We start from the raw sequence: 21,747 nt of genomic DNA on the forward strand, positions 1-21,747 counted from the left end.
CGGGCGGTTGCGGTGCGGGTCAGGGAAAGCGCGCCGCCCAGCCGGCCGTGGCCGCGCGCAAAAAGGCCGCCACATTGTCAGCCGCCAGGGGCGCAAACCCCAAGGCACGCCAGGCGGCCTGCAGCGCCGCCAGGGGCGCGTCGATGTCGATGGGCGGGGCGCCGTTCTGCTTGGACAGTTTCAGGCCGCTGGCGGGGTCCAGGATAAGCGGCACGTGCAGGTAGCGCACCGGGGGCAGCCCCAGCAGCCGGCCCAGCACGCGCTGGCGTGCCGTGGAACTGAGCAGATCCGCGCCGCGCACCACGTCGGTCACGCCCTGAAAGCCATCGTCCACCACCACCGCCAGCTGATAGGCCCACAGGCCGTCCGCGCGTTTCAGGGCAATGTCGCCCACCGCCTGGGCCACATCCTGCGCTTGCGGGCCCAGCCAGCGGTCTTCAAAGCGTTCCTGCCCGTCCGGCATCACCAGGCGCCAGGCGCGGGCCTGGCGGCCGGGCGGCAAGCCGTGGCGGCAGGTGCCGGGATACGGGCGTTCGCCGTCCGCACCGGGGGCGGCCTGGCCGCGCAGGGCGGAATCGGCGATTTCGCGGCGGGTGCAGCCGCAGCCGTAGACCAGGCCGCGGGCCGCCAGCGCCTCGAAGGCCGCCTGGTAGGCGTCGCCGCGCTGCGATTGCCAGATGACGTCGCCGTCCCAATGCAGGCTCAGCGCCCGCAGTTGCTGCATGATGCATTCGTCCGCGCCTGGCACCGTGCGCGGCGTGTCCACGTCTTCGATGCGCAAGAGCCAGCGGCCCTCGTGGGCGCGGGCGTCCAGCCAACTGGCCAGGGCGGCCACCAGCGATCCCGCGTGCAGCGGGCCGCTGGGGCTGGGGGCGAAGCGGCCGATGTAGGTCACGGTGCGGCGGTGGGGGTCAACGGGGTTGAGACGACATGATGGCGCGCGGGACGGCGGACGTTACGGGTCACGCCAGCCCCGGCAGCAGACGTGAAGGCGCCGCGCGCAAAGGCACGCGGCGCCGTCGGAAAACAGAACCCGCCGCGGGGCGGCGCCTGCCGTTCAGTGCAGCAAGCGCACGCCGTCTTCGTCGAGCAGCTCTTCCAGGACCAGATTGTCGATCTCGGCTTCCTGGCTCCAGAGAACCATGAGGGCGATGATCTTGATCTTGGACAGCGGCACCGGCGATTCCGGCGAAGCCAGGCCCCGGTCGATGACGATCTCGCGCAGCGGCGCGGGCAGCACGCCGGCCGATTCCAGGAAGGCGATGAAGCCGATGGACTCGGAACCCAGCTGCTGGTATTCGTTATCGGTGTAGATCCGGGTGCCGGTGGTGGGCGCCGTGGCGAGATCGACGCAACGTTCGGTGGTTTCGGCCAAGCCGTAAAGCCACCCAAGCGCGTCGTCGATGTCTTCGTGCTCGAACCCGGCAGCGGCCAGCCGTTTGGCCAGCACGTCAGCGGCGGGACAGGCTTGCGGCGTGTAGTAATTCTCGTACAGATAAACCAGGATATCGAACATATGGCGCAGTTTTGTGCCTGTTTGCACAGTCGGCCCGCATATCGGCAGACCAGCAAACATGAATTTTACTTTACGCTGATTTATTTGCCCGGGCAACCGGCGAAAAGGCGGAATGGCGCGGGCCGTCGCCGGCCCGCTACAGTCACACATTCTGCGCCCCGATGCTGACAAAATAAGCGATTCCCCTACGCCAGGGGCAGCCTTTAAGGGTCTGCCCCTTTTTAACGTCCGCGTCGCTTGCGTCACCCCTTACGGCCCCACCCCTTCGGCCGTCTTGGGAGCGCCCTGCAGCTTGAGCTGCGCCAACTGGCGGATGAACACCGGAATGCAGATGGCCAGGCCGACCAGGCCGCTCGTCAGGCCCGGAATGATGGTCAAGAGCGCGCCCACCGTGCACAGCCAGCGTTCCCAGCTTTTCATGCCCACCAGCATGTAGCGCGAAAACGCCGCCGACAGCAGCACCAGGCCGATCATGCAGCCGAACAGCGTCACGAAGAAGTCGTACCAGGTGAAGCCCTGCACTGAAATCAGCAGCGATGGCGAAAACACGAACACGAACGGCACGATCAGTTTGGTGATGCCCAGCCTGAACGCGGTGTTGCCGGTCTTGAACGGATCGCTGCCCGCCATGCCCGCCGCCGCGTAGGCCGCCAGCGCCACGGGGGGCGTGATGTCGGCCAGGATGCCGAAATAGAACACGAAGAAGTGCGCCGCAATCGGCTGCACGCCCAGCTGCACCAGCGTGGGTGCGGCCACCGCCACCATGATCAGGTAATTGGCCGTGGTGGGCACGCCGCAACCCATCAGGATGCACACCACGCCCGTCATGATCAGCGCGGCGATCAGCGTCAGCGACTGCATGTCGGCCAGCGCATCGGGAATGAACATCGCCGCACCGCCGGCCAGCGCCTGCGAGGCCGCGATCACGATGTACGAGATCTTGAAGCCCACGCCGGTCAGCGTCACCACGCCGATCACGATGCCCACCGTCCCCGCCGCGGCGCCTACCGCCAGCGCGTATTTCGCGCCGGTCTCGAAGGCCTCGTACAGGTCGCGCAGGCGCAGCCGCTGGAACGGATTGAGCAGCCCCACCACGATGCAGCCCGTGATGCCGGCAAACGCCGCCAGGTACGGCGTGCGGCCGCTGGCCAGCACCCCGATCAGCAGGAACAGCGGAATCAGCGTGGGCCAGCGCATCTTGAACGATTGCTTGAGCTTGGGCATTTCCGCTTCGGTCAGCCCGCGCAGGCCTTCGCGCTTGGCCTCGAAGTGCACCTGCATGAACATGCCGAAGAAGTACAGAAACGCCGGGAAGATGCCCGCAATCGCGATCTGCTGATACGGAATGCCCAGGAATTCGATCATCAGGAAAGCGGCCGCGCCCATGATGGGCGGCGTGATCTGCCCGCCCGTGCTGCTGGCCGCCTCGACCCCCGCCGCGAAATGCCGCGGATAGCCGATGCGGATCATCGCCGGAATCGTCAGCGAGCCCACGGTCACCGCGTTGGCCACCGACGAGCCCGACAGCATGCCGAACATGGCCGAGCCAAACACCGACACCTTGGCCGGGCCGCCGGCATAACGCCCCGCAATGGTCGAGGCCACGTCCAGGAACAGCTGGCCCAGCCCGATGCGCGTGGCCAGCACGCCGAACAGCACGAAGTGAAAGACGTAGGTCGCCACCACGCCCACCGCCACGCCGTACACGCCCTGGCTGGTCAGGTACATATGGTTGACGATCTGGGGCCAGGTGTTGCCCGCGTGCTGCAACAGCCCCGGAAAATACGGCCCGAACATCGCATAGGCCATGAACACCAGCGCGATGATGGGCAGCGGCCAGCCCATCGCGCGGCGCGTGGCTTCCAGCAGGCCGATCAACAGGATCGACCCCATCAACACATCGATGGGCAGCGGATTGCCCACCCGAAAGGCCAGGTCTTCAAAGATGTACGGGATGTACAGCACCGACAGCGCCAGCGCCACCGCAATAACCCAGTCATACAGCGGAATGCCGCCCGGCGCGTACCAGGTGGAACGGGGCTCGCGCTGGTAGTGCGCCTTGGAAAACCCGAACACCAGGAAAATCAGGCTCAGCACGAAGGCCAGGTGCACGCCGCGGTGCGTGGCTTCGCGCAGCAGGCCGAAGCCGGCGGTGTAGTAGTGGAACAGGGACAGCGTGACGAGCAGGCCCGACACGATCCACGTGGCGGTCTTGTCCAGCGGCCGAAAGCGGATTTCCGAATCGTACTTTTCCGCCAACTGCTGGGTTTTCTGGTGGTCGATTTCCATAACCATGGTTCTCGGGAAGGGCTGCGGGGCAGGGCCGCATGGCCCTGCCCCGACGCCGCGCGGCGGCGCGCGCGGGATGTTGCGGACCGGCGGGGTCCGCGGCCTGCGGTCTGTGGACTACTTCAGCAGACCCACTTCCTTGTAGAACTTCTCGGCGCCCGGATGGAACGGAATGCCCGCGCCCTTGATCGCGTTGTCACGCGTGATGAGCTTGCCCTTGGCGTGGCCCGAATCCAGCGTCTTGCGCGTGGCGTCGCTGTACAGGGCCTTGGTGACCTCGTACACGGTCTGCTCGGGGATCTTGGCCGACGTGACCATCTGCGCGTTGACCGAAATGGTCTTCACCTCGGGCACGTTCTGGTACGTGTTGGCGGCAATCACGTCGGGCGTGAAGAATTCCTGCTTGGCGCGCAACGCGTCGATTTCCGGCCCCACCAGCGGCACCAGTTCGATGCCGCCCGTGGACGCCAGTTCGGCGATGGCGCCGGCGGGGGCGCCGCCCACGAAGAAGAACGCGTCCAGCCCGCCGTCCTTGAGCTTGTCGCCCGCCTGGTTGGGCTTGAGGTATTCGGCCTTGATGTCCTTGTCGGTCAGGCCGTAGGCGCCCAGGATCAGGCGTACGTCCACCAGCGTGCCCGAACCGGGCTCGTCCATCGACACGCGCTTGCCCTTCAGGTCGGCCACGCCCTTGATGCCCGCGCCCTTGCGCGTCACCAGGTGAATGCTTTCCGGATACAGCGTGGCGATCAGGCGCAGGTCTTGTGCCTTGGGCTTGCCTTCGAACGTGCCGGTGCCGCTATAGGCCCAGTAGGCCACGTCGGATTGCGTGAAGCCGGCTTCGAACGAGCCGCCCATGATGCCGTTGATGTTCGCGACCGAGCCATTGGAGGCCACCGCGGTGGCGATCAGCTTGCCCGGCTGCGATACCGCGTTGCCGATGATGCCGCCGATGGGGTAGTACGTGCCGGCGGTGCCGCCGGTGCCGATGCGGAAGAACTGTTGCGCCTGCGCCGCGCCGGCCGCAGCCGTCAGGGACACAGCCAGGGCCAGGGTGGTGATCCATCTTCTTGATTTCATGCGAGCTTCTCCAGGGTTCTAAGGGGCATGCTGGGTGCTGCGAGGCCCTTTCGGGGCCTGGGCCCCTGCCCGGCAAAAAGCCCGCCATGGCGGGCCCGCCGTGGGGGGCTCTATTTGTGGTGAAATTCTGGCATGGCGGCACCCCCCAGCCAATGCTTGCAGGGCTATCGTTTACCTGGGGGTGGCGACTTCTCTCGCACAGCAGAAATCGGAGTGTCCAGATGTCCCAGGAAGTCATACGCGGCATCGCGCTGCCCCCGCCCGCCCAGATGGGCGATCCCTTGGCCAGCGTCGATACGCCCAGCCTGGTGCTGGACCTGGCCGCGTTCGAGGCCAACCTGCGCGCCATGCAGGCCTGGGCCGACCGCCACGAGGTCGCGCTGCGCCCGCACGCCAAGGCCCACAAATGCCCCGAAATCGCCCTGCGGCAACTGGCGCTGGGCGCACGCGGCATCTGCTGCCAGAAGGTCAGCGAGGCCCTGCCCTTCGTGGCCGCCGGCATTCGCGACATCCACATCAGCAACGAAGTCGTCGGCCCCGCCAAGCTCAAGCTGTTGGCCCAGTTGGCGCGCGTGGCCAAGATCAGCGTCTGTGTCGACAATGCCGCCAACCTCGCGCAGATCTCGCAAGCCATGGCCGCGGCCGGCGCCCAGGTCGACGTGCTGGTGGAAGTGGACGTCGGCCAGGGCCGCTGTGGTGTCGCGGACGACGCCACGGTGCTGGCGCTGGCGCAACAGGCGCGGGCGCTGCCGGGCGTGGCATTCGCCGGCCTGCAGGCCTATCACGGGTCGGTGCAGCATTTCCGCACCCGCCAGGAACGCGCCGAGGTCTGCCGCCAGGCCGCGCGCATCGCCGCGTCGTACCAGCTGCTGCTGCGCGAAAGCGGCATCGCCTGCGACACCATCACGGGCGGCGGCACCGGCAGCGCCGAATTCGACGCCGCCAGCGGCGTCTTCACCGAATTGCAGGCCGGGTCGTATGCCTTCATGGACGGCGACTACGGCGCCAACGAATGGGACGGCCCGCTCACCTTCCAGAACAGCCTCTTCGTGCTGTCCACCGTGATGAGCACGCCCGCGCCAGACCGCGTCATCCTGGACGCCGGCTTGAAATCCACCACCGCCGAATGCGGCCCGCCTGCCATCCACGGCGCGCCGGGCCTGACGTACGCGTCCATCAACGACGAGCATGGCGTCGTGCGCGTGGCAGAAGGCACGCAGCCCCCCGCGCTGGGCGACACGCTGCTGCTGGTGCCCTCGCACGTCGACCCCACCTTCAACCTGCACGACGGCCTGGTGGTGGTTCGCGACGGCATCGTGCAAGACATCTGGGAAATCTCGGCGCGCGGCTTCTCGCGCTGACGCGGCGGGGTCGGTCCGGCGCCGCGATGCGTCGGCGCCGGGCGCCTGGTTAGTGCGCCAGGTCCGTCATCCCCAGAAACTGCCGCAGTTCCGGCGTGGCCGGCGACGTGAACAGTTCTTCGGGCGGGCCGATCTCGTGCACCTTGCCCTGGTGCATGAACACCACGCGGTCGCAGACCTCGCGCGCAAAGCGCATTTCGTGCGTCACCATCAGCAGCGTCATGCCGTCGGCGGCCAGCTCGCGCACCACCGCCAGCACCTCGTTGACCAGCTCCGGGTCCAGCGCCGATGTGATTTCATCGCACAGCAGCGCCAGCGGCTGCATCGCCAGCGCGCGGGCAATCGCCACGCGCTGCTGCTGCCCGCCCGACAATTCCTCGGGCCAGGCATCGAACTTGTGGCCCAGCCCCACGCGCGTCAGCATGGCGCGCGCCAGGTCGGCCGCCTGCGCTTCCGGCAGCCGCTTGGCCACCATCGGCGACAGCATCACGTTGCGTCCCACCGTCAGGTGCGGAAACAGGTTGAACTGCTGAAAGATCATGCCCACCTTGAGCCGCAAGGCGCGCAACCGCAATTCGTCATCGCCCAGCTGCGCGTCGGCCACCATGATGGCGCCGCTGTCGATCTGTTCCAGCCCGTTCACGCAGCGCAGCAGCGTGCTCTTGCCCGAGCCGCTCTTGCCGATGATGGCGATCACCTCGCCGGGCTCCACGCGCAACGTCACCCCTTTCAGGACTTCGTTGTCGCCGAACTTCTTGCGGACGTCTTCAAGGGCGATGAGGGGCATGCAACTTCCTTTCCAGCAAAAGGCTGAGGCGCGACAGGGGCCAGCACAGCGCAAAGTAAATGAGTGCGGCGCAGGCATAGACAGTGAAGGGGCTGAAGGTGGCGTTGGTGATCACCGTGCTGGCCTTGGACAGCTCGGTAAAACCGATGATCGAGGTCAGCGCCGTGCTCTTGACGATCTGCACCGCAAAGCCGACGGTGGGCGCAACACCGATGCGCAGCGCCTGCGGCAGCACCACATAGCGCATCTGCTGCACGTAGCCCAGCGCCAGGCTGGCCGAGGCTTCCCACTGCCCTTTCGGAATTGCCTCGACGCAGCCGCGCCAGATCTCGGCCAGAAAGGCCCCCGACCACAGCGTCAGCGCCGCGCCCGCGGCCAGCCACGGCGGCACCTCGATGCCCGCCAGCGACAGCCCGAAGAACGCCAGGAACAGCTGCATCAGCAGCGGCGTCCCCTGAAAAAGTTCGATGTAGGCCCAGCTCACGCGCCGCATCAGCGCCACGCGCGACGTGCGCATCATCAGCGCCAGCGACCCCATCAGCGCGCCGCCCACGAACGCCACCAGCGACAGCACGACGGTCCAGCGCGCGGCCAGCAACAGATTGCGGACAATGTCCCAGGTTGAAAACTCGATCATCGCGCCGCCTTGCGAAACAGCCGCCTGCCGGTCATGCGCAGCAGTTGGCGCAGCAGCACCGACAACGCCAGGTAAATGCCGGTGGTGACGAAATAGACTTCGAACGCCCGAAAATTGCGCGACTGAATGAAGTTCGCCGCAAACGTCAGGTCTTCAGCCGCGATCTGCGAACACACCGCCGACCCCAGCATCACGATCACGATCTGCGACGACAGCGCCGGCCAGATGCGCGCCAGCGCGGGTTTCAGCACGATGTGCCGGAACACCTGCCAGCGCGTCATCGCCAGGCTCGCGCCGGCCTCGTACTGGCCCTTGGGCGTGGCATCGATGCCCGCGCGGATGATCTCGGCGCTGTACGCGCCCAGGTTCAGCGCCATCGCCAGGCAGGCCGCCTGCATCTCGCCCAGCTGGATGCCCAGCGACGGCAGGCCAAAGAACACGAAGAACAGCTGGATCAGAAAAGGCGTGTTGCGCACCGCCTCTACATACGCCGTCACCGGCGCGCGCAGCCAGCGCGGGCCCTGCGTGCGCGCCCAGGCGCAGCCGATGCCCAGCGCCACGCCGGCCACGGCGCCAAAGGCAATCAGCTCGACCGTCACGCCGATGCCCTTGATGAGCACCGGCGTGTAGTCCAGCATGGAAGCGAAGTCGAATTGATAAGCCATCAGGGCGCCCCGGCGCTCGCGCCTGCCTTACAGATCCTTGGGCAGATCAGCGCCCAGCCACTTCTTCGAAATCGCCGCCAGCGACCCGTCGCGCTTGGCGCCCGCCAGAATCTCGTTGACCTTGGCGCGCAGCTTCGGCTCGTCCTTGTTCAGGCCGATGTAGCAGGGCGAATCCTTGATCAGGAACTTGGTCTCGGGCTTCTTGGGCGGGTTGCGCGCCAGGATGGCGGCGGCCACCACGTTGCCCGTCGCAATCAGCGGCACCTGGCCCGACAGAAAGGCCGTGATGGTGCCGTTGTTGTCTTCATAGCGCTTGAGCGTCGCCGTGGGCGGCGCAATCTTCGTCAGCTCGATGTCTTCCACCGCGCCGCGCGTCACGCCAATCGTCTTGCCGGCCAGGTCCGCGGCCGACGCCACCTTCAGGTCGGCCGGGCCGAACACCCCATTGAAGAACGGCGCATACGCGTCCGAGAAGTCGATCGCCTTCTCGCGCTCCGGATTCTTGCCCAGGCTGGAAATCACCAGGTCCACCTTGCGCGTCTGCAAGTACGGCACCCGGTTGGCGCTGGTCACCGGCACCAGTTCCAGCTTCACGCCCAACTGCTTGGCGATCAGCGCGGCGGTATCGATGTCGTAGCCCAGCGGCTTCATGTCCGCGCCCACCGACCCGAATGGCGGAAAGTCCTGCGGCACGGCGATCTTGATGGTGCCGCTCTTGACGATATCGTCCAGCGTGTCGGCATGCGAAAGCGGCGCGGCCAACAGGCTGGCGGCGGCGCAAAGGGACAGCAACAGGGTTCTACGCTTCATGAGGAACTCTCCAGGGCGCGCCGTCCCCGGACGGGGTTCGGCGTTGCACACCAATTCGGTATACAAAACTGGAAAAGCAAGTTCCGTGCCATTTCGGCGCTGCCGTAGGCGGGGGGAAGCAGGCCCCTGATCGCGCACCCGATTGGTGCGCGACGCGTCGTCTCAGGGCGTTGCACGCACCGGTTTGGAACGCGGCCCGGGATAGCTGGCAGGCCGGTCGCCGCGCCCCTGAAACAAGTGCCAGCGACCGGCCCTTTTTCTCGCGCTGTCAGTCCACCTGCGCGCCGGACTGCTTCACGGCCTTGCCCCACTTGTCGACCTCGCCAGCAATGAACTTGCCGGTGGCCTCGGGCGTCAGCGGCATCGGTTCAGCACCGCGGTCGCGGAAGAACTTCTGCATTTCCGGCGTGCTCAGCACGTGGCCGATCTGCTGGCTCAGGTAGTTCGTCACCGCCGGCGGCGTGCCGCGCGGGGCCAGCACCGACGCCCAGCCAATCGCCTCAAACCCCGGATAACCGCTTTCCGCCACCGTCGGCACGTCCGGCAGCTGTGGCAGGCGCTTGGCCGTCGTCACCGCCAGCGCCACCGCCTTCTTGCTCTGCACGTGCGGCAGGCCCGCCGTCACCGAGTCCACCATCAGCGGCACCTGGTGCCCCAGGAAATCCGCCTGCGCCGGGCCGCTGCCCTTGTACGGAATGTGGCGGATATCGATATTGGCCGCCGCCTTGAACATCTCGGCCGACAGATGCTGCGTGCCGCCGATCCCCGCGCTGGCGTAGGCCAGCTCACCCGGATTGGCGCGCGCCTGCGTCACCAGTTGCTTGAGCGACGTAATGCCCGAGGCCGGCGTCGCCAGGAACATCAGCGGCACCGAGAACACCCCCGACACCGGCGCGAAATCGTTCGTCAGGCTGTAGTTGATCGTCTTGTACAGCGTCTGGTTCACCGCCGCAGCAGAGCCCGCGATCACCAGCGTGTAGCCGTCCGGCGTCGCGCGCGCGGCCTGCTCCATGCCGATATTGCTGCCCGCGCCCGCACGGTTTTCCACCACGATGGGCTGCTTCAGCGCCGTACCCAGCTTTTCGGCCAGGGCGCGGGCAAAAATATCGGTCGCCTGCCCCGGCGGGAAAGGCACGATCAGGCGAATGGCGCGGTCGGGATAATCGGCGTGCGCCGCCGTGGCGGCCGCGGCCAGCACCAGGCCGGCAGCGAGACTGGAAAGAATTCTTGTCATGATCGGTCAGTAAAAAGCGACAGAAGGCGCCGCGCAGGGCCGCGCCTGTTGCATAAAATAGAGAGCCCCGCGCTGGCGGCCCTTTTGGGGCGGCCCTGGGGCGGATCGGCTGGGGGTGCGTCACGATAGCATTCCCCCGCCGGTGCTAAATTCACCTTTTAGCGTTTCCCACCCTTTTTCAACCCCTGTTCTCTCATTCCGCAGGAACCGCCATGGAATTCAGCCAGTTCAACGTCAACGCCCTCATGGAGATCACCTCCCGCCCGGACCTCGTGTTCGTGCGAGGCCAGGGATCCTGGCTGGAGGATCACGCGGGCAAGCGATACCTGGACTTCGTCCAGGGCTGGGCCGTCAACACCCTGGGCCACTGCGCCCCGGAAATGCAGAAAGCCCTGCTCGAGCAGTCCAAGCTGCTGATGAACCCGTCCCCGGCGTTCTACAACCTGCCGTCCATCGAGCTGGCCCAGCGCCTGACCGGCGCATCGGTGTTTGACCGCGTCTTCTTCGCCAACAGCGGCGGCGAAGCCAACGAAGGCGCCATCAAGCTGGCCCGCAAATGGGGCCAGGTCAACAAGAAAGGCGCCTACAAGATCATCACCATGAACCACGGCTTCCACGGCCGCACGCTGGCGACTATGTCCGCATCGGGCAAGCCGGGCTGGGACAAGATGTTCGCGCCGCAGGTCGAAGGTTTCCCGAAGGCCGAGATCAATGATCTGGAATCGGTGCGCGCGTTGATCGACGACCAGACCGTCGCGATCATGCTCGAACCCGTCCAGGGCGAAGCCGGCGTTATTCCGGCGACGAAGGAATTCATGCAGGGCCTGCGCAAGCTGGCTGATGAGCACAAGCTGCTGTTCATTGTGGATGAAGTGCAGACCGGCATGGGTCGTACGGGAACGATGTTCGCTTACCAACAATCCGACGTGGTGCCGGACATCATGACGCTGGCCAAGGGTATCGGCGGCGGCGTGCCGCTGGCGGCTTTGTTGGCGCGTCAGGAAGTGTGCGTGTTCTCGCATGGGGACCAAGGCGGCACGTATAACGGCAATCCGTTGATGGCGGCTGTCGGTGTGGCGGTGTTTGATGCGCTGGCTGCGCCTGGCTTCATGGAGTCGGTTAATGCTCGTGCCAAGCAGTTGTCGGAAGGGCTGTTGGCGTTGTCGGCTAAGTACGGGATGAAGGGCGAGCGCGGGATGGGCCTGCTGCGTGCGCTGGTGATGGATCGCGATGATGGTCCGGCGATTGTTGAAGCTGCGCGGAATCTGGCTCCGGCTGGGCTGCTGCTGAATGCGCCGCGGCCGAATTTGCTGCGTTTTATGCCGGCGTTGAATGTGACGGGTGAGGAGATCGAGACGATGCTTAAGCAGCTGGATGGGTTGATTGGCCAGGTGCGTAAAGGCTGATTAATTCGATTCAATTGGCAGTAATCATGGGGGGGCCGCGTTAGCGGCCCTCTTTTTTTGTTGATTTAGTAAGCCGGGTTTGGCCGTTGGCGGGCACTTCTCAAGCGGAACGCGCTGCTCGGGCGATTGAGGCTTAGAAAGTGGGGAATGTGTGTATGTTTGAACCGGCAGTCTTGGGCTTGCGTGTTCAGTTCGAGGAGTGCAAGGATCCAACTAGTTGTTAGTCATGATCCGGTTCGCGGTAGGTAGCCCCCTTCTCTCAAAGGAGCCCTTTGAGTTAGAGAAGATTGCATACGACTGGCGCGTCCATCGGTGGCCCTCTTGATTTTATTTTCGAGAAGAAGTACCGTATTTGAAACAAAAATAATCAAAATGCGAAAAACTCTTCGATTTATCTAGATTGCATATCCCCATGAATTAGAGGAGGAGCTATGTCAGACCATCGAGTTATCTGCATAAATAAGGCTGATCGTTACAGCGCACACGAGCGCATACAGTTCATAGGGGGTGTGAATGAAGATCAAACCCGTTGGAAATTGTCCCAAGCGGACGCCATCGCAGGTATCGAATCGGGGAAATGGCGATTTTGGGTATCGGTGGCAGGACATTCGACATGGGTGATTGTTGCCACAAGCCAAGCCGGTCATAAATATTTGAAAACCCAGAACGATGGTGAGCAGCCAAATAATCTGTTGAGTCTTCCAGAATGTGTCCCCTGAGTGCATAAATCTATTTTGCAATAGAGTTGAGTAGCGGCTTTCACGCGAGGGCAATGTGCAGGAAGGAAATCATCGTATCCCATACGCGCTGTTTCTGACGGGTTGGGTGTATGGAGCACACTCGGAAGAGAAATTGGAGGCTGAGGGTGATCAGATAGAGCCGGCCGAATACCGCGAGGAGATGGAGAACGCATTGTTTTGCCCAAAATGCAAGACTCCACTAATCCGCGCGCCGAAGAAGGCGGACTTGTTCAGCAATAGTCGTACGGCGCATTTTCGCCACAAACCAGCATTCAAAAAAATCCCCTGCGATTTGCGATCGTCACGGGGGCCTGGTCTTAACTATTCTTCAGAAGAAGAATTGAGGCGGGCAGTCCAGAATAGTGAACTCGCGATTATCAATGGCTGGCGCGACGCACCACCTGAAAGCACGTTGAATGAACGCGACGTTGACGCAATTTTCGACCTCACTCAAATCGTCGATATCGATGGGCCTTCGACCGAGGTGCCTTTAGGGCGCCACACCGGGGAGAAGTTTTTTCTGCCGAGCAAGTTGACAACGGTGTTGGCCTTGTGTCGAAACTTTGATAAGAACCTATCGCGGGCATTTTTCTTTCCGGATAGTCAATATGTCATGCGGTTAACAGATAAGCTGTTTGATATTTCGAGATTGGCGGAAAATATTCCGAAAGAGCCTTATCTTTACTTCGGTCGCGTTAGCTCTTTTTCTCGTCTTGACCGTAGAAACAAGATAACTCTTGCTTCCGATGACGGTGTTCAGGTGAGGTTGTATACGTGGCCAACGAATGATGAAAAAAAACACCTCGATCAGCGCGCAGTCGGACGGGTATTAGTTTTCTTTGGAAATGTATATGAAGAAAATGGTGGAACTCCCGCGTATAAGCTAAATAAATGGGGCGCCTACAGTCTGCTTCCGGAAAAGTATGAACATTGCCTGCCGGATTGAGGCTGGCAGCACAAAATCCACGATATTCTATTCTGACTTTACATCGATATTGGCGCGAGAAAAGCACGATAGCGACCGTGGCTTCTATAAATAAAATCATTCTGTTACACTCGGTATTCCTTGAGCAAAACGGAGCGAAGAAACCTGCGACAGCAACTGGAGGCTATAAGCAATGCACTCAGGGGCACCAGCCTGCAGCCATGTGCTGTGTGAGCCTGCCTTGCAGTATTCGCGGCGCATCCGTTGGCTGATTGACAGGCGGTCTTCCACAGCCGAATGAATCAGTCGAGTCACAAACCAAGGTATTTCCTCTTGGCCGGCAGCGCCTCTCAGTCCGCCGCACCTGCGCTGCTCGATCGGGCGCACGAGTTCGTCCGCGAGATCACTAAGAAGGTGTTGGAAGCCGGTGATGGCTTTGTCGTCTACACGGCGGCAGAGCCAGTCAACGAGACCAAACAGCCATTGATCTTCGATTGGACAATCCTGCGCGAGATCGATGCCTGCCTCCCGGGCGAGTCCGACTTGCCACGCGTGGTCATTGTGCTGGCGGAAAGGCACAGGCGCGACAGCATGAACTCTGAGCAGCGGACGCTGATTGCGAAACTCTCGCATCGCGGGGTGGCACAAATCGACGTCATACCTGATGAGGTGGTTACCGGCGGCAACGTCGGTGACGCACAGGCTGCCCACGCTGTGGGAATGATCGCCCTCGGGGGGGGCAAGGGCGTTTCCGACCGCGCGTACAAGATGATGAAGCGCGGGCTGCCGATCTACCCAATGGATCTGAAGATCGGAGCTAATAGCGAAGACGGCGAAGGCGCGCTCGGCCTGCACAGACGTTTTATGTCGACCCCCCTGTCCTTCTTGAGCCACACCGGCGCGCGCGCGGTGTCTAAGACGCCAGCGCTCTCTCTCGAGGAACCCGCTCTGCAAATCGCAGAGATTGCTGCCGGAGTGGTCGCAATCTTAGAGGGCGAGCTCGCTGCCGAGGCGTATGCGGCCCCAACGGACGTGCTCGTTTTGACGGCGCTGGCGATCGAACTGAGCGCGGCTAAGATCGCTTTCGGAATCGATGAGGAAACGCCTGCGGCGAAGACCGACATTGGCCAGAACCATTGGCGCGCCCAATTGCAGACAACCAAGGGGAACCTCGCAACGTGCACCATTGCCACGTTCGGTAGCGCGGGCAACATTGACGCCGCAGCAACAACAGCAACGCTGCTAATGGAGTTCAGGCCCAAGCTGGTCATCATGATAGGCATCGCCGCCGGCTTGCGAGAGAAGACCGCTCTTGGCGACGTGGTCATCTCGGACCGCGTTGTCGCCTACGAAGGCGCTGCGCTAGTGGCAGGCGGTCATATCGAAGCACGGCCAGAGACCTACCGCCCGGCATTCGGCATCCAGCAGGATGTGTCGAACTATCTCGCCTCGGGACGCTCTGTCACTGAGCGCCTGACCCAAGCATGGAATAAGCAGGGCTTGCACTACCCCGAGACATCAAAGGCTGGAGATGTCTCCAAGGGGGTGATGCCCAAGGCGGCAACCATCGCAAGCGGCGAGAAACTTCTTCGTGATCCCGAGAAGTTCCGTCAGCTACGCGAACTTCACGGCAAGGTGGAGGTGGCCGAAATGGAGGCCATCGGCATCTTCGCGGCATGCGCACAACACGGTGTTCCATCGCTCGTCATCCGAGGAATCAGCGATTTTGGCGATGATAAGAAGGACAACTCATTTCACGAGCTAGCATCCAGGGCCGCAGCCATCGTTGCAGCCGACATGGTCGCGTTTGGGCTGGGCTCTTAGGAGCGCTCCCCGTTCTTTAACCCGGTCAGAAGCGCCGAACGGCACTAGTAGGAGGACCATCTTGCCTTTAACGAATACCCAACTTCTTTGGTACGACAGCAATATACTGCGCCTGACGCAGCAGAAGCGCACCGAGTATCACGAGCAGGTCGACCGCCTGATCAAGGAGCTGCGCAAACACGTCGAGAACCGTTCCGAGCTGACCATTACCAAGGTGGTCAAGGCGGGTTCGTTCGCGAAGTACACGATCCTGCGGAAGACCAATGACGATCCTGTGGATGTGGACGTCGTGTTCTACATCACTGGCAAGGACGTCGATCACAAGACGTTTGCCGAGCTAAGCGAGACGATCTACCAGCTGCTTATCAAGATATACCCAACCAAGAAAGTCGAGGACTTCGAGATCCAGCGAAGAGCGGCAACGGTGACCTTTGTCGGCTCAGGCCTGGCAGTGGACATCGTCCCCGTGCTGCAGGACGCCACCCGCACAGATTTCGGATGGCAATTCGATATCCAGGACGGCTCCAAAAGCCTGACCTGCGCGCCCTGCTCGATTCAGTTCGTGGCCAAGCGCAAGAACGCCGACACGCACTTTAGAACTCTGATCCGGCTGGCCAAGCGATGGAAGAACCATATGAAGCCGCCCGGCTTGAAGTCGTTCCATATCGAGCTGATCATGGCGCACCTATTGGAAAAGAACGGCACCGGTGCCAGCATCGAGCAGCGTTTCAGGGACTTCCTGCTGTACATCGCCAAGTTCGAGCTGAAGGAACGCATCGACTTCGTTGAGAATCGCGACAAGCCCGCAGAGAAGTTCACTGATCCTGTGGTGATCATTGACCCGGTCAATAATAGCAACAACGTGGCTTCCAGAATCACCGAGGCGGAGCGCCTCGAGATCGTCAGCACCGCGAACGAGTCCTGGGAAGCCGCCCATGCGGCCTCGGCTGACGATGACCTGGACGTCTGGAAAGAGGTTTTTGGCCCTCGATTCAGGGTGGAGAACGACGAATGAGCGGCGCCAGCAGCAGCACCAAGACGTTCTCTTATACGAACGAAGACGTCACGACGGTGGTACGCAAATTCACGACTGACCTGAGAATGATCGCCGAGAGCTCGAAGAGCATGACCGAGGCGGAGGCCGCGAAGTACGGTCACGACGTCGAGTACCTGGCGCAGCGCGGTTTCCTGAAGATGGTCGACGTGACGCTGCTCAGCGGCGGCGTTGAGATCAAGGCCGTGCAGTACGTCGTCCAGATCGGTAGTAGCGACCTAACGCCCTCGCGAGCTGGCGGCGTTCTATGGCCAGAGGTGAGCCAACCGCACCTGCGGATCATCCTGACCTACACGAGCGACTACACGCCTGCGCTGAAAGAGGAGACCAAGCAGAAGCTCAAGATCAGCTGGTCGCCCACCGACGTCAGCACAAGCCACTCGACGCTTAAAGAGAACAGCGCCCGGGACTACAGCAGCAATGGATTCGGCGTCAGCCGAAAGGATTTCACGTGAGCACTTCCGTCTTTGAGAGCAAGGTCGTTCTTCCTGATGCCGACATCACGGCGAAGACCAAGGGGCTGCTCGGCTTCGAGAGCCTCTACCTGAGGGTCAGCAAGCAGCTGCAGCTGCTCATCAACCTCGATCAAGTCGAGGCCTGGAGCAAGAGGCACCATGGTAAACGCCTTGCTCTGGTGGATACGCTTCGCGACCAGTACCCGTTCGCCATATTCTATGGCGATGTGGGTACTGGTAAATCTGCCATGGCGGAGGCAATCGGCAATCGCATCGCCAAGGACTCGAAGACCGAGGATTCAATGCTCTTCAAGCTGAGCAACCGAGTCCGCGGCAAGGGTAGCGTCGGCGAAATGGGAACCCTGATCTCGGAGGCTTTTGCCGAGATCAAGAAGTCGATCGGCAAGGACCGCCGGGCTATTTTGATCATCGATGAGGGCGATTCACTGGCCGCGACCCGTGCCCAGGATCAGAGCCACCACGAAGACAAGGTGGCGGTGAACACGCTAATTCAAGCGATCGATGAGTTGCGGGCTAGCAAGGGTCGCATTTTCACGATCCTGTGCACCAATCGGATGTCGGTCCTCGATCCTGCTATCCAACGCCGTGCTGCGGTTGTTGAGCATTTCCGCCGGCCCGATGCCGGTCAGCGCAAGGAGCTCTTCGAGATGGACCTGGGGGAACTGGGCTTCAAGTTGGCGCAGATCGCATCGTTGGTGGTGTCGACTGGTGCATCGGGTGCCAAACCGTCTTGGACCTATTCTGACATACGGACGCGTCTTTACCCTACGGCTGTAGCGCTTGCCTTCCCGGACACTGCGCTCACGTTCACCCATCTTGAACAGGCGCTATTGTTGACGTCCCCATCACCAGCGCTGGCTGATTGACCGCGCTGAGCAATTTCAGCACGAACGGAGAGTCCATGATGACTAAGCAAGAAGTCTTCATTTCAGTTGACATCGAGACCGCCGGCCCCATCCCCGGCGAATTCAGCATGCTGACGCTAGGTGCGTGCTTAGTAGACGATCCAGGCAGGACGTTCTCGTGCTCGTTCAAGCCCATCAACGACAACTTCGTTCAGGAGGCCCTCGAGGTCACTGGCTTGTCGCTGGAAAAGCTTGCCAAGGATGGGCTCGCCCCAGGTGACGCGATGCAGAGCTTCGCAGCCTGGATCGACTCGCAGTGCACCCAATGGGAGCTTCCGGTCTTCGTTGGTCTCAACGCTCCCTTCGACTGGTCGTTCATCAATTATTACTTCCACCGGTTCACGGGCGCGAATCCGTTCGGATTCACGGCCGTGGATATCAAGGCGCTGTACATGGGCGCGACGGGCTGCTCGTGGCAGGACACCCGCTCAAGCGCCATTGCACGCAGGCTGAACCCGACACTTCAGGGCGACCACGACGCCTTGCATGACGCGCTTTACCAGGCAGAGCTGTTCCGACTAGCACGCAAGCTAACCCGCTCCTAGTTCGCTGGCGCATGTGACAGGCAGCGACAACTCTGTGTCATTGATCAGCGAACACGCGCGGAGTCAACAGGGTGCGCTTTCCGGACGACTTCTATTGCAGGTGGGTACAAGCCTCTGATGCATTACTGCCGTTGACGGTCGAATGTCGGCTTCCAGGCCAACACCACGAGTCCGGTGGAGGCGGGCCACCGACAGCAAGCGTCGCAAACCGGGCATTGGGACCGAAGTACGAGCGGCCGCAGCGGGTAGAAAGCCGACATCGCTTGATGTCTATGCCAGCACAGCGTGCAGCCAAATTGCCTCGCTTGGCAGATACGACTCCAAAAATATAGTGTCGGACTACAGTTTTCGTGATGCAAGAATAGTTGAATCGCACTGGGTACTTAGAACATGAATTTCTACGACTGGATGATTCACAAAGGGCTGTCGAAATCGTCGGCGAGGAGCTACGACGGAGCACTCCGTGGCGCACTGTCCGAATGGGCGATAGACAACGGTTTGATCTCAGATTCTCTATCTATCTCGACCAGTTCTCCAGCCTTTGCCATCCTCTCCCAACAAATCCAGGAATTGCCTGTTTTCAAAGAGAGAAACGTTCGTGGCCATAACATGTACAGCGCCACGCTGTCACAGTTCGCCGCATATCTAGCGAGCAATTCCAGTGACGACGTACAAACCGACCTCGAGCAAATCATCAGCGATCTGACCACGACGATGACTGAGAAAACGGCATTGATCAAATCCAGAATTGGGCAGGGCATGTTCCGAGACCGAGTGCTGCTGCATTGGACCGGCTGTGCTGTTACGGGGATCAGTGACACCAGGCTTCTCGTCGCATCTCACATCAAGCCGTGGAAAAAATCAACGAACAGTGAGCGATTGGACCCATGGAACGGGCTGCTACTCTCGCCAAACCTGGATAAGGCGTTTGACAGGGGGTATATCACGTTCGAGACGAACGGGTTGATCCGCCTTTCTCCTCTCCTGACCGAGGCCTCTAGACTTGGAATCACGCTTTCGATGAAGATCGCACTGAAACCCGAACATGAAAAATACATGACGCACCATCGAACAGAAGAATTCAAGAGAGGTTAATTGCAACCTGCAATGAGGAGGTTAGCAATTAGCCCCCTCTTGCAGTTGCCACATTTTGGCGAGCTATCTCATTGGGATCGATGTCCATTTTGAGTCGGAAGCAGACATCGCCTGATGCCTATGCTGGCAATACCTGTGGCCAAATTGCCCCGTTTTTCAGATAAAGCATCCGTCATCCCCGTATACTCCCCCCACTACCGCACCACCGGTAGCCCGGTTTGGAAGCCGGTAAAGTCGTCGGTGCTGACCCCACAAGTCAGCACGCCTTAGCACGTCCAATGGGCGGGCCTTGGCAGGGGTGCGCTTGCGCACGCCGGTTCCGACGATCCGGTCTTCCAACCTTGTCCTGTGTCCGCCCACCCCATTTGGAAGTGGGGTAGCGGAATTTCCCACATCGTCGGAGGAAGTTCATGCAATCCCACCCCCTCACCCAAAATCCATGGCTGGTCGATACCGACCCCGAACACGGCCTGGTTCCTCTCGCCCCGCTCTACAACATCGAACGCGCCCGCTTCGCGATCGAGACCATTGCGCGCCTTGTCGGCAACAGCGCTTCTGAGCCTGACGCCACCGGCGCACAGCCGCTGGATGCATGGACCGTCGCTGCATTGATGGGCGGCGTGGAAGGTTTGTGCGCCCATGTGGGCACGTTGACCGACGCCCTGCTGGAATCAGCACGCGCCTGCGCGGATGACGCAAGTTTCGGCTGCCCTACCCACGACGCACCCAGGTCGATGCAGTAGGTCTGCTGCGACGGCTTGGGCCTGACAGCGCAACACGCATCAAGCCCCAGCCGTCATCCTCGATCCGTCATCCCACCCCTCACCCACCCCTCACCCCACCCTTCGAAACGCCCGTCGATACATCATCGGGCTCGTCCCCACGATCCCCAAGAAATGCTCCCGCAGCGACACGGCTGACCCAAACCCCACCTCCATCGCGACCCGTTCCACTGGCAGGTCCGTCGTCTCCAGCATCCCCCGCGCACGATTCACCCTGGCCTGGATCACCCACTGCAGCGGACTCACCCCCAGCAGTTCCTGAAACCGCCGATTCAACGTCCTGACGCTGACCGCGGCCTGGTCGGCCAGCGCGCGCACGGTCAGGTTCTCGCCCAGCCGGCCCTCTATCCAATGCAGCAACTGCGTCAGATCCGTATGCGATGTCGGCGTCGGCCTGACGATGAACTGCGCCTGCCCGCCCGCGCGTTCCAACGGCACCACCGCCAACCGCGCGCTATTGGCCGCGACGGCCGCGCCGTGATCGCGCTTGATCATGTGCAGGCACAGATCCATGCCGGCCGCAGCGCCTGCAGACGTGAGCACCTGGCCGTTGTCGACGAACAGCACGTTGGGATTCACCTGGATCTTCGGGTAGCGCTGTGCCAGCAGGTCAGCGGCTTTCCAGTGCGTGGTGGCCTTCAGGCCGTCGAGGATGCCGCTGGCGGCCAGGACGAACGCGCCCGTGCAGATGGAGGCAATCCGCGCGCCCGCTGAATGGGCCTGTCGAACGACGTCCACGATGTCTTTCGGCACGTCTTTCCTGGGATCTGCCAACCCCGGAATGACAACGGTATCCGCCGCACGCGCCACGTCCAGCCGCGCACGAACGTGCAGGTCGTAGGCGTGGGTCTTGACTCGTGGCCGGCTGGCGCAGACGTCGACCTGGTACGGCAAACGTCCGTCCAGCGTCTCGGCAAGCTGGAAGATCTCGCAAGGCATGGCGAGGTCGCCCGCGACCAGGCCGTCAAAGGCGAGGACGGCGACGCGGTGGGGAGCTGGCTTGGGCATGCATCAAGTTCCGAGGGGGTGCGCTGGAGGGTCAATTGGGACGGCAGGGGCCGGCAGAGCAGAGGGCCAGAATCGCTTGGGATGGCAGGGACAGGCGAATCTGGGCGCCAGGCCCCCTTGGGGCGGCAATAGCCGCCGGATAAGGACGCCAGACCCACTTTGGACGACAGAGGCCGACGGATCCAACAATAAAACCCACTTGGCCGATTTCTTTCGAAGATTGGCATTTTGGCCAATGGCCGTCAATGCCGTCACCCCCGACAATGCGGCTGGTCCCATCACAAGCCACAACCGCCATGCCCCTGAAAGACGCTGACCCCTCAACCCCTGCCCTGTTCAAGTGGGCGGCCATGCTGGAAGGCGTGACGCTGCTGGTGCTGCTGGGCATCGCGGTGCCGCTCAAGCATCTGGCAGGCGTGCCGAATGTGGTGTCGTGGGTGGGGCCGGTGCACGGCGTGGCGTTCATGGTCTACCTCGCGCTGGCATGCAATGTGGCGGCGGCGCAGGGGTGGCCGCGCAAGCGGCTGGTGTGGACGTTGGTGGCGACGGTGGTGCCGTTTGGCGGCTTTGTGATTGCGCGGTCGCTGGGCCGCACGGTGCGGGGGTAGGCG

Annotated in this window: 22 protein-coding genes; 12 read left to right on the forward strand and 10 right to left on the reverse strand. The window is 62.2% G+C overall.

Features of this window, described 5'->3' with window-relative positions; genetic code table 11:
• Positions 1-19: 19 nt before the first annotated feature.
• The 4 genes from gluQRS to ACUDP5_RS00375 form a co-directional block, all read right to left on the reverse strand.
• Complete coding sequence (gene gluQRS / locus ACUDP5_RS00360) at positions 20-895, reverse strand: tRNA glutamyl-Q(34) synthetase GluQRS (protein ID WP_445657906.1); 876 nt, start codon at positions 893-895, stop codon at positions 20-22.
• Positions 896-1,057: 162 nt separating this feature from the next.
• Positions 1,058-1,516, reverse strand: coding sequence for a DUF494 domain-containing protein (locus ACUDP5_RS00365; protein WP_263912723.1), 459 nt, complete (start codon positions 1,514-1,516; stop codon positions 1,058-1,060).
• A gap of 249 nt (positions 1,517-1,765) precedes the next feature.
• A complete protein-coding gene (locus ACUDP5_RS00370; protein ID WP_445657907.1) occupies positions 1,766-3,805 on the reverse strand; it encodes a TRAP transporter permease in 2,040 nt (679 codons plus the stop codon).
• A gap of 117 nt (positions 3,806-3,922) precedes the next feature.
• Positions 3,923-4,882, reverse strand: a complete 960-nt coding sequence (locus ACUDP5_RS00375) for a TAXI family TRAP transporter solute-binding subunit (protein WP_263912725.1) — start codon at positions 4,880-4,882, stop codon at positions 3,923-3,925.
• 221 nt (positions 4,883-5,103) lie between these two features.
• On the opposite strand from ACUDP5_RS00375, the gene ACUDP5_RS00380 reads away from it, so the two are divergent.
• Positions 5,104-6,243 carry a DSD1 family PLP-dependent enzyme gene (locus ACUDP5_RS00380; RefSeq protein ID WP_263912726.1) on the forward strand — a complete coding sequence of 380 codons (1,140 nt, stop codon included), beginning with the start codon at positions 5,104-5,106 and terminating at the stop codon, positions 6,241-6,243.
• A 49-nt stretch (positions 6,244-6,292) separates the two neighbouring features.
• Here the strand turns inward: ACUDP5_RS00380 and ACUDP5_RS00385 are convergent, their stop codons facing one another.
• The 5 genes from ACUDP5_RS00385 to ACUDP5_RS00405 form a co-directional block, all read right to left on the reverse strand.
• Positions 6,293-7,030 carry an amino acid ABC transporter ATP-binding protein gene (locus tag ACUDP5_RS00385; RefSeq protein ID WP_263912727.1) on the reverse strand — a complete coding sequence of 246 codons (738 nt, stop codon included), beginning with the start codon at positions 7,028-7,030 and terminating at the stop codon, positions 6,293-6,295.
• The gene (locus ACUDP5_RS00390) at positions 7,011-7,667 is read right to left on the reverse strand and encodes an amino acid ABC transporter permease (protein ID WP_263912728.1); all 657 of its coding nucleotides are present in this window, start codon (positions 7,665-7,667) and stop codon (positions 7,011-7,013) included. Before ACUDP5_RS00390 ends, ACUDP5_RS00385 begins: the two co-directional genes overlap by 20 nt.
• Positions 7,664-8,332: an amino acid ABC transporter permease gene (locus ACUDP5_RS00395; RefSeq protein ID WP_263912729.1), complete on the reverse strand. Its 669-nt coding sequence runs from the start codon at positions 8,330-8,332 to the stop codon at positions 7,664-7,666. The genes ACUDP5_RS00390 and ACUDP5_RS00395 overlap by 4 nt, the downstream gene beginning before the upstream one ends.
• 27 nt (positions 8,333-8,359) lie before the next feature.
• A complete protein-coding gene (locus tag ACUDP5_RS00400; protein WP_445657908.1) occupies positions 8,360-9,142 on the reverse strand; it encodes a transporter substrate-binding domain-containing protein in 783 nt (260 codons plus the stop codon).
• Positions 9,143-9,410: 268 nt separating this feature from the next.
• Entirely contained in the window at positions 9,411-10,376 is a 966-nt protein-coding gene (locus ACUDP5_RS00405; protein ID WP_263912731.1) for a tripartite tricarboxylate transporter substrate binding protein, read from the reverse strand.
• A gap of 212 nt (positions 10,377-10,588) precedes the next feature.
• Between ACUDP5_RS00405 and ACUDP5_RS00410 the strand changes: the two genes are divergently transcribed.
• From ACUDP5_RS00410 to ACUDP5_RS00455, 10 genes are all read left to right on the forward strand, one after another.
• Positions 10,589-11,782, forward strand: coding sequence for an acetylornithine transaminase (locus ACUDP5_RS00410; protein WP_445657909.1), 1,194 nt, complete (start codon positions 10,589-10,591; stop codon positions 11,780-11,782).
• Between the two features lie 431 nt (positions 11,783-12,213).
• The gene (locus tag ACUDP5_RS00415; RefSeq protein WP_445657910.1) at positions 12,214-12,501 is read left to right on the forward strand and encodes a DUF3892 domain-containing protein; all 288 of its coding nucleotides are present in this window, start codon (positions 12,214-12,216) and stop codon (positions 12,499-12,501) included.
• Between the two features lie 55 nt (positions 12,502-12,556).
• Complete coding sequence (locus tag ACUDP5_RS00420) at positions 12,557-13,468, forward strand: hypothetical protein (protein ID WP_445657911.1); 912 nt, start codon at positions 12,557-12,559, stop codon at positions 13,466-13,468.
• Positions 13,469-13,744: 276 nt separating this feature from the next.
• Positions 13,745-15,271, forward strand: a complete 1,527-nt coding sequence (locus ACUDP5_RS00425; RefSeq protein WP_445657912.1) for a phosphorylase family protein — start codon at positions 13,745-13,747, stop codon at positions 15,269-15,271.
• Positions 15,272-15,332: 61 nt separating this feature from the next.
• On the forward strand, positions 15,333-16,286 hold the full coding sequence (locus tag ACUDP5_RS00430; RefSeq protein ID WP_445657913.1) for a CBASS oligonucleotide cyclase: 954 nt from the start codon (positions 15,333-15,335) through the stop codon (positions 16,284-16,286).
• Positions 16,283-16,780, forward strand: a complete 498-nt coding sequence (locus ACUDP5_RS00435) for an HORMA-1 domain-containing protein (RefSeq protein ID WP_445657914.1) — start codon at positions 16,283-16,285, stop codon at positions 16,778-16,780. The genes ACUDP5_RS00430 and ACUDP5_RS00435 overlap by 4 nt, the downstream gene beginning before the upstream one ends.
• Complete coding sequence (locus tag ACUDP5_RS00440; RefSeq protein WP_445657915.1) at positions 16,777-17,667, forward strand: AAA family ATPase; 891 nt, start codon at positions 16,777-16,779, stop codon at positions 17,665-17,667. The genes ACUDP5_RS00435 and ACUDP5_RS00440 overlap by 4 nt, the downstream gene beginning before the upstream one ends.
• 35 nt (positions 17,668-17,702) lie before the next feature.
• A complete protein-coding gene (locus ACUDP5_RS00445; RefSeq protein ID WP_445657916.1) occupies positions 17,703-18,251 on the forward strand; it encodes a 3'-5' exonuclease in 549 nt (182 codons plus the stop codon).
• A gap of 390 nt (positions 18,252-18,641) precedes the next feature.
• Entirely contained in the window at positions 18,642-19,346 is a 705-nt protein-coding gene (locus tag ACUDP5_RS00450; protein WP_445657917.1) for an HNH endonuclease, read from the forward strand.
• A 410-nt stretch (positions 19,347-19,756) separates the two neighbouring features.
• A complete protein-coding gene (locus ACUDP5_RS00455; RefSeq protein WP_445657918.1) occupies positions 19,757-20,089 on the forward strand; it encodes a hypothetical protein in 333 nt (110 codons plus the stop codon).
• A 90-nt stretch (positions 20,090-20,179) separates the two neighbouring features.
• Here the strand turns inward: ACUDP5_RS00455 and ACUDP5_RS00460 are convergent, their stop codons facing one another.
• Positions 20,180-21,136 carry a GlxA family transcriptional regulator gene (locus ACUDP5_RS00460; protein WP_445657919.1) on the reverse strand — a complete coding sequence of 319 codons (957 nt, stop codon included), beginning with the start codon at positions 21,134-21,136 and terminating at the stop codon, positions 20,180-20,182.
• 296 nt (positions 21,137-21,432) lie between these two features.
• On the opposite strand from ACUDP5_RS00460, the gene ACUDP5_RS00465 reads away from it, so the two are divergent.
• The gene (locus tag ACUDP5_RS00465) at positions 21,433-21,744 is read left to right on the forward strand and encodes a DUF3817 domain-containing protein (protein WP_025140030.1); all 312 of its coding nucleotides are present in this window, start codon (positions 21,433-21,435) and stop codon (positions 21,742-21,744) included.
• Positions 21,745-21,747: the final 3 nt, after the last annotated feature.

It is taken from the genome of Achromobacter sp. NCFB-sbj8-Ac1-l (assembly GCF_052695805.1).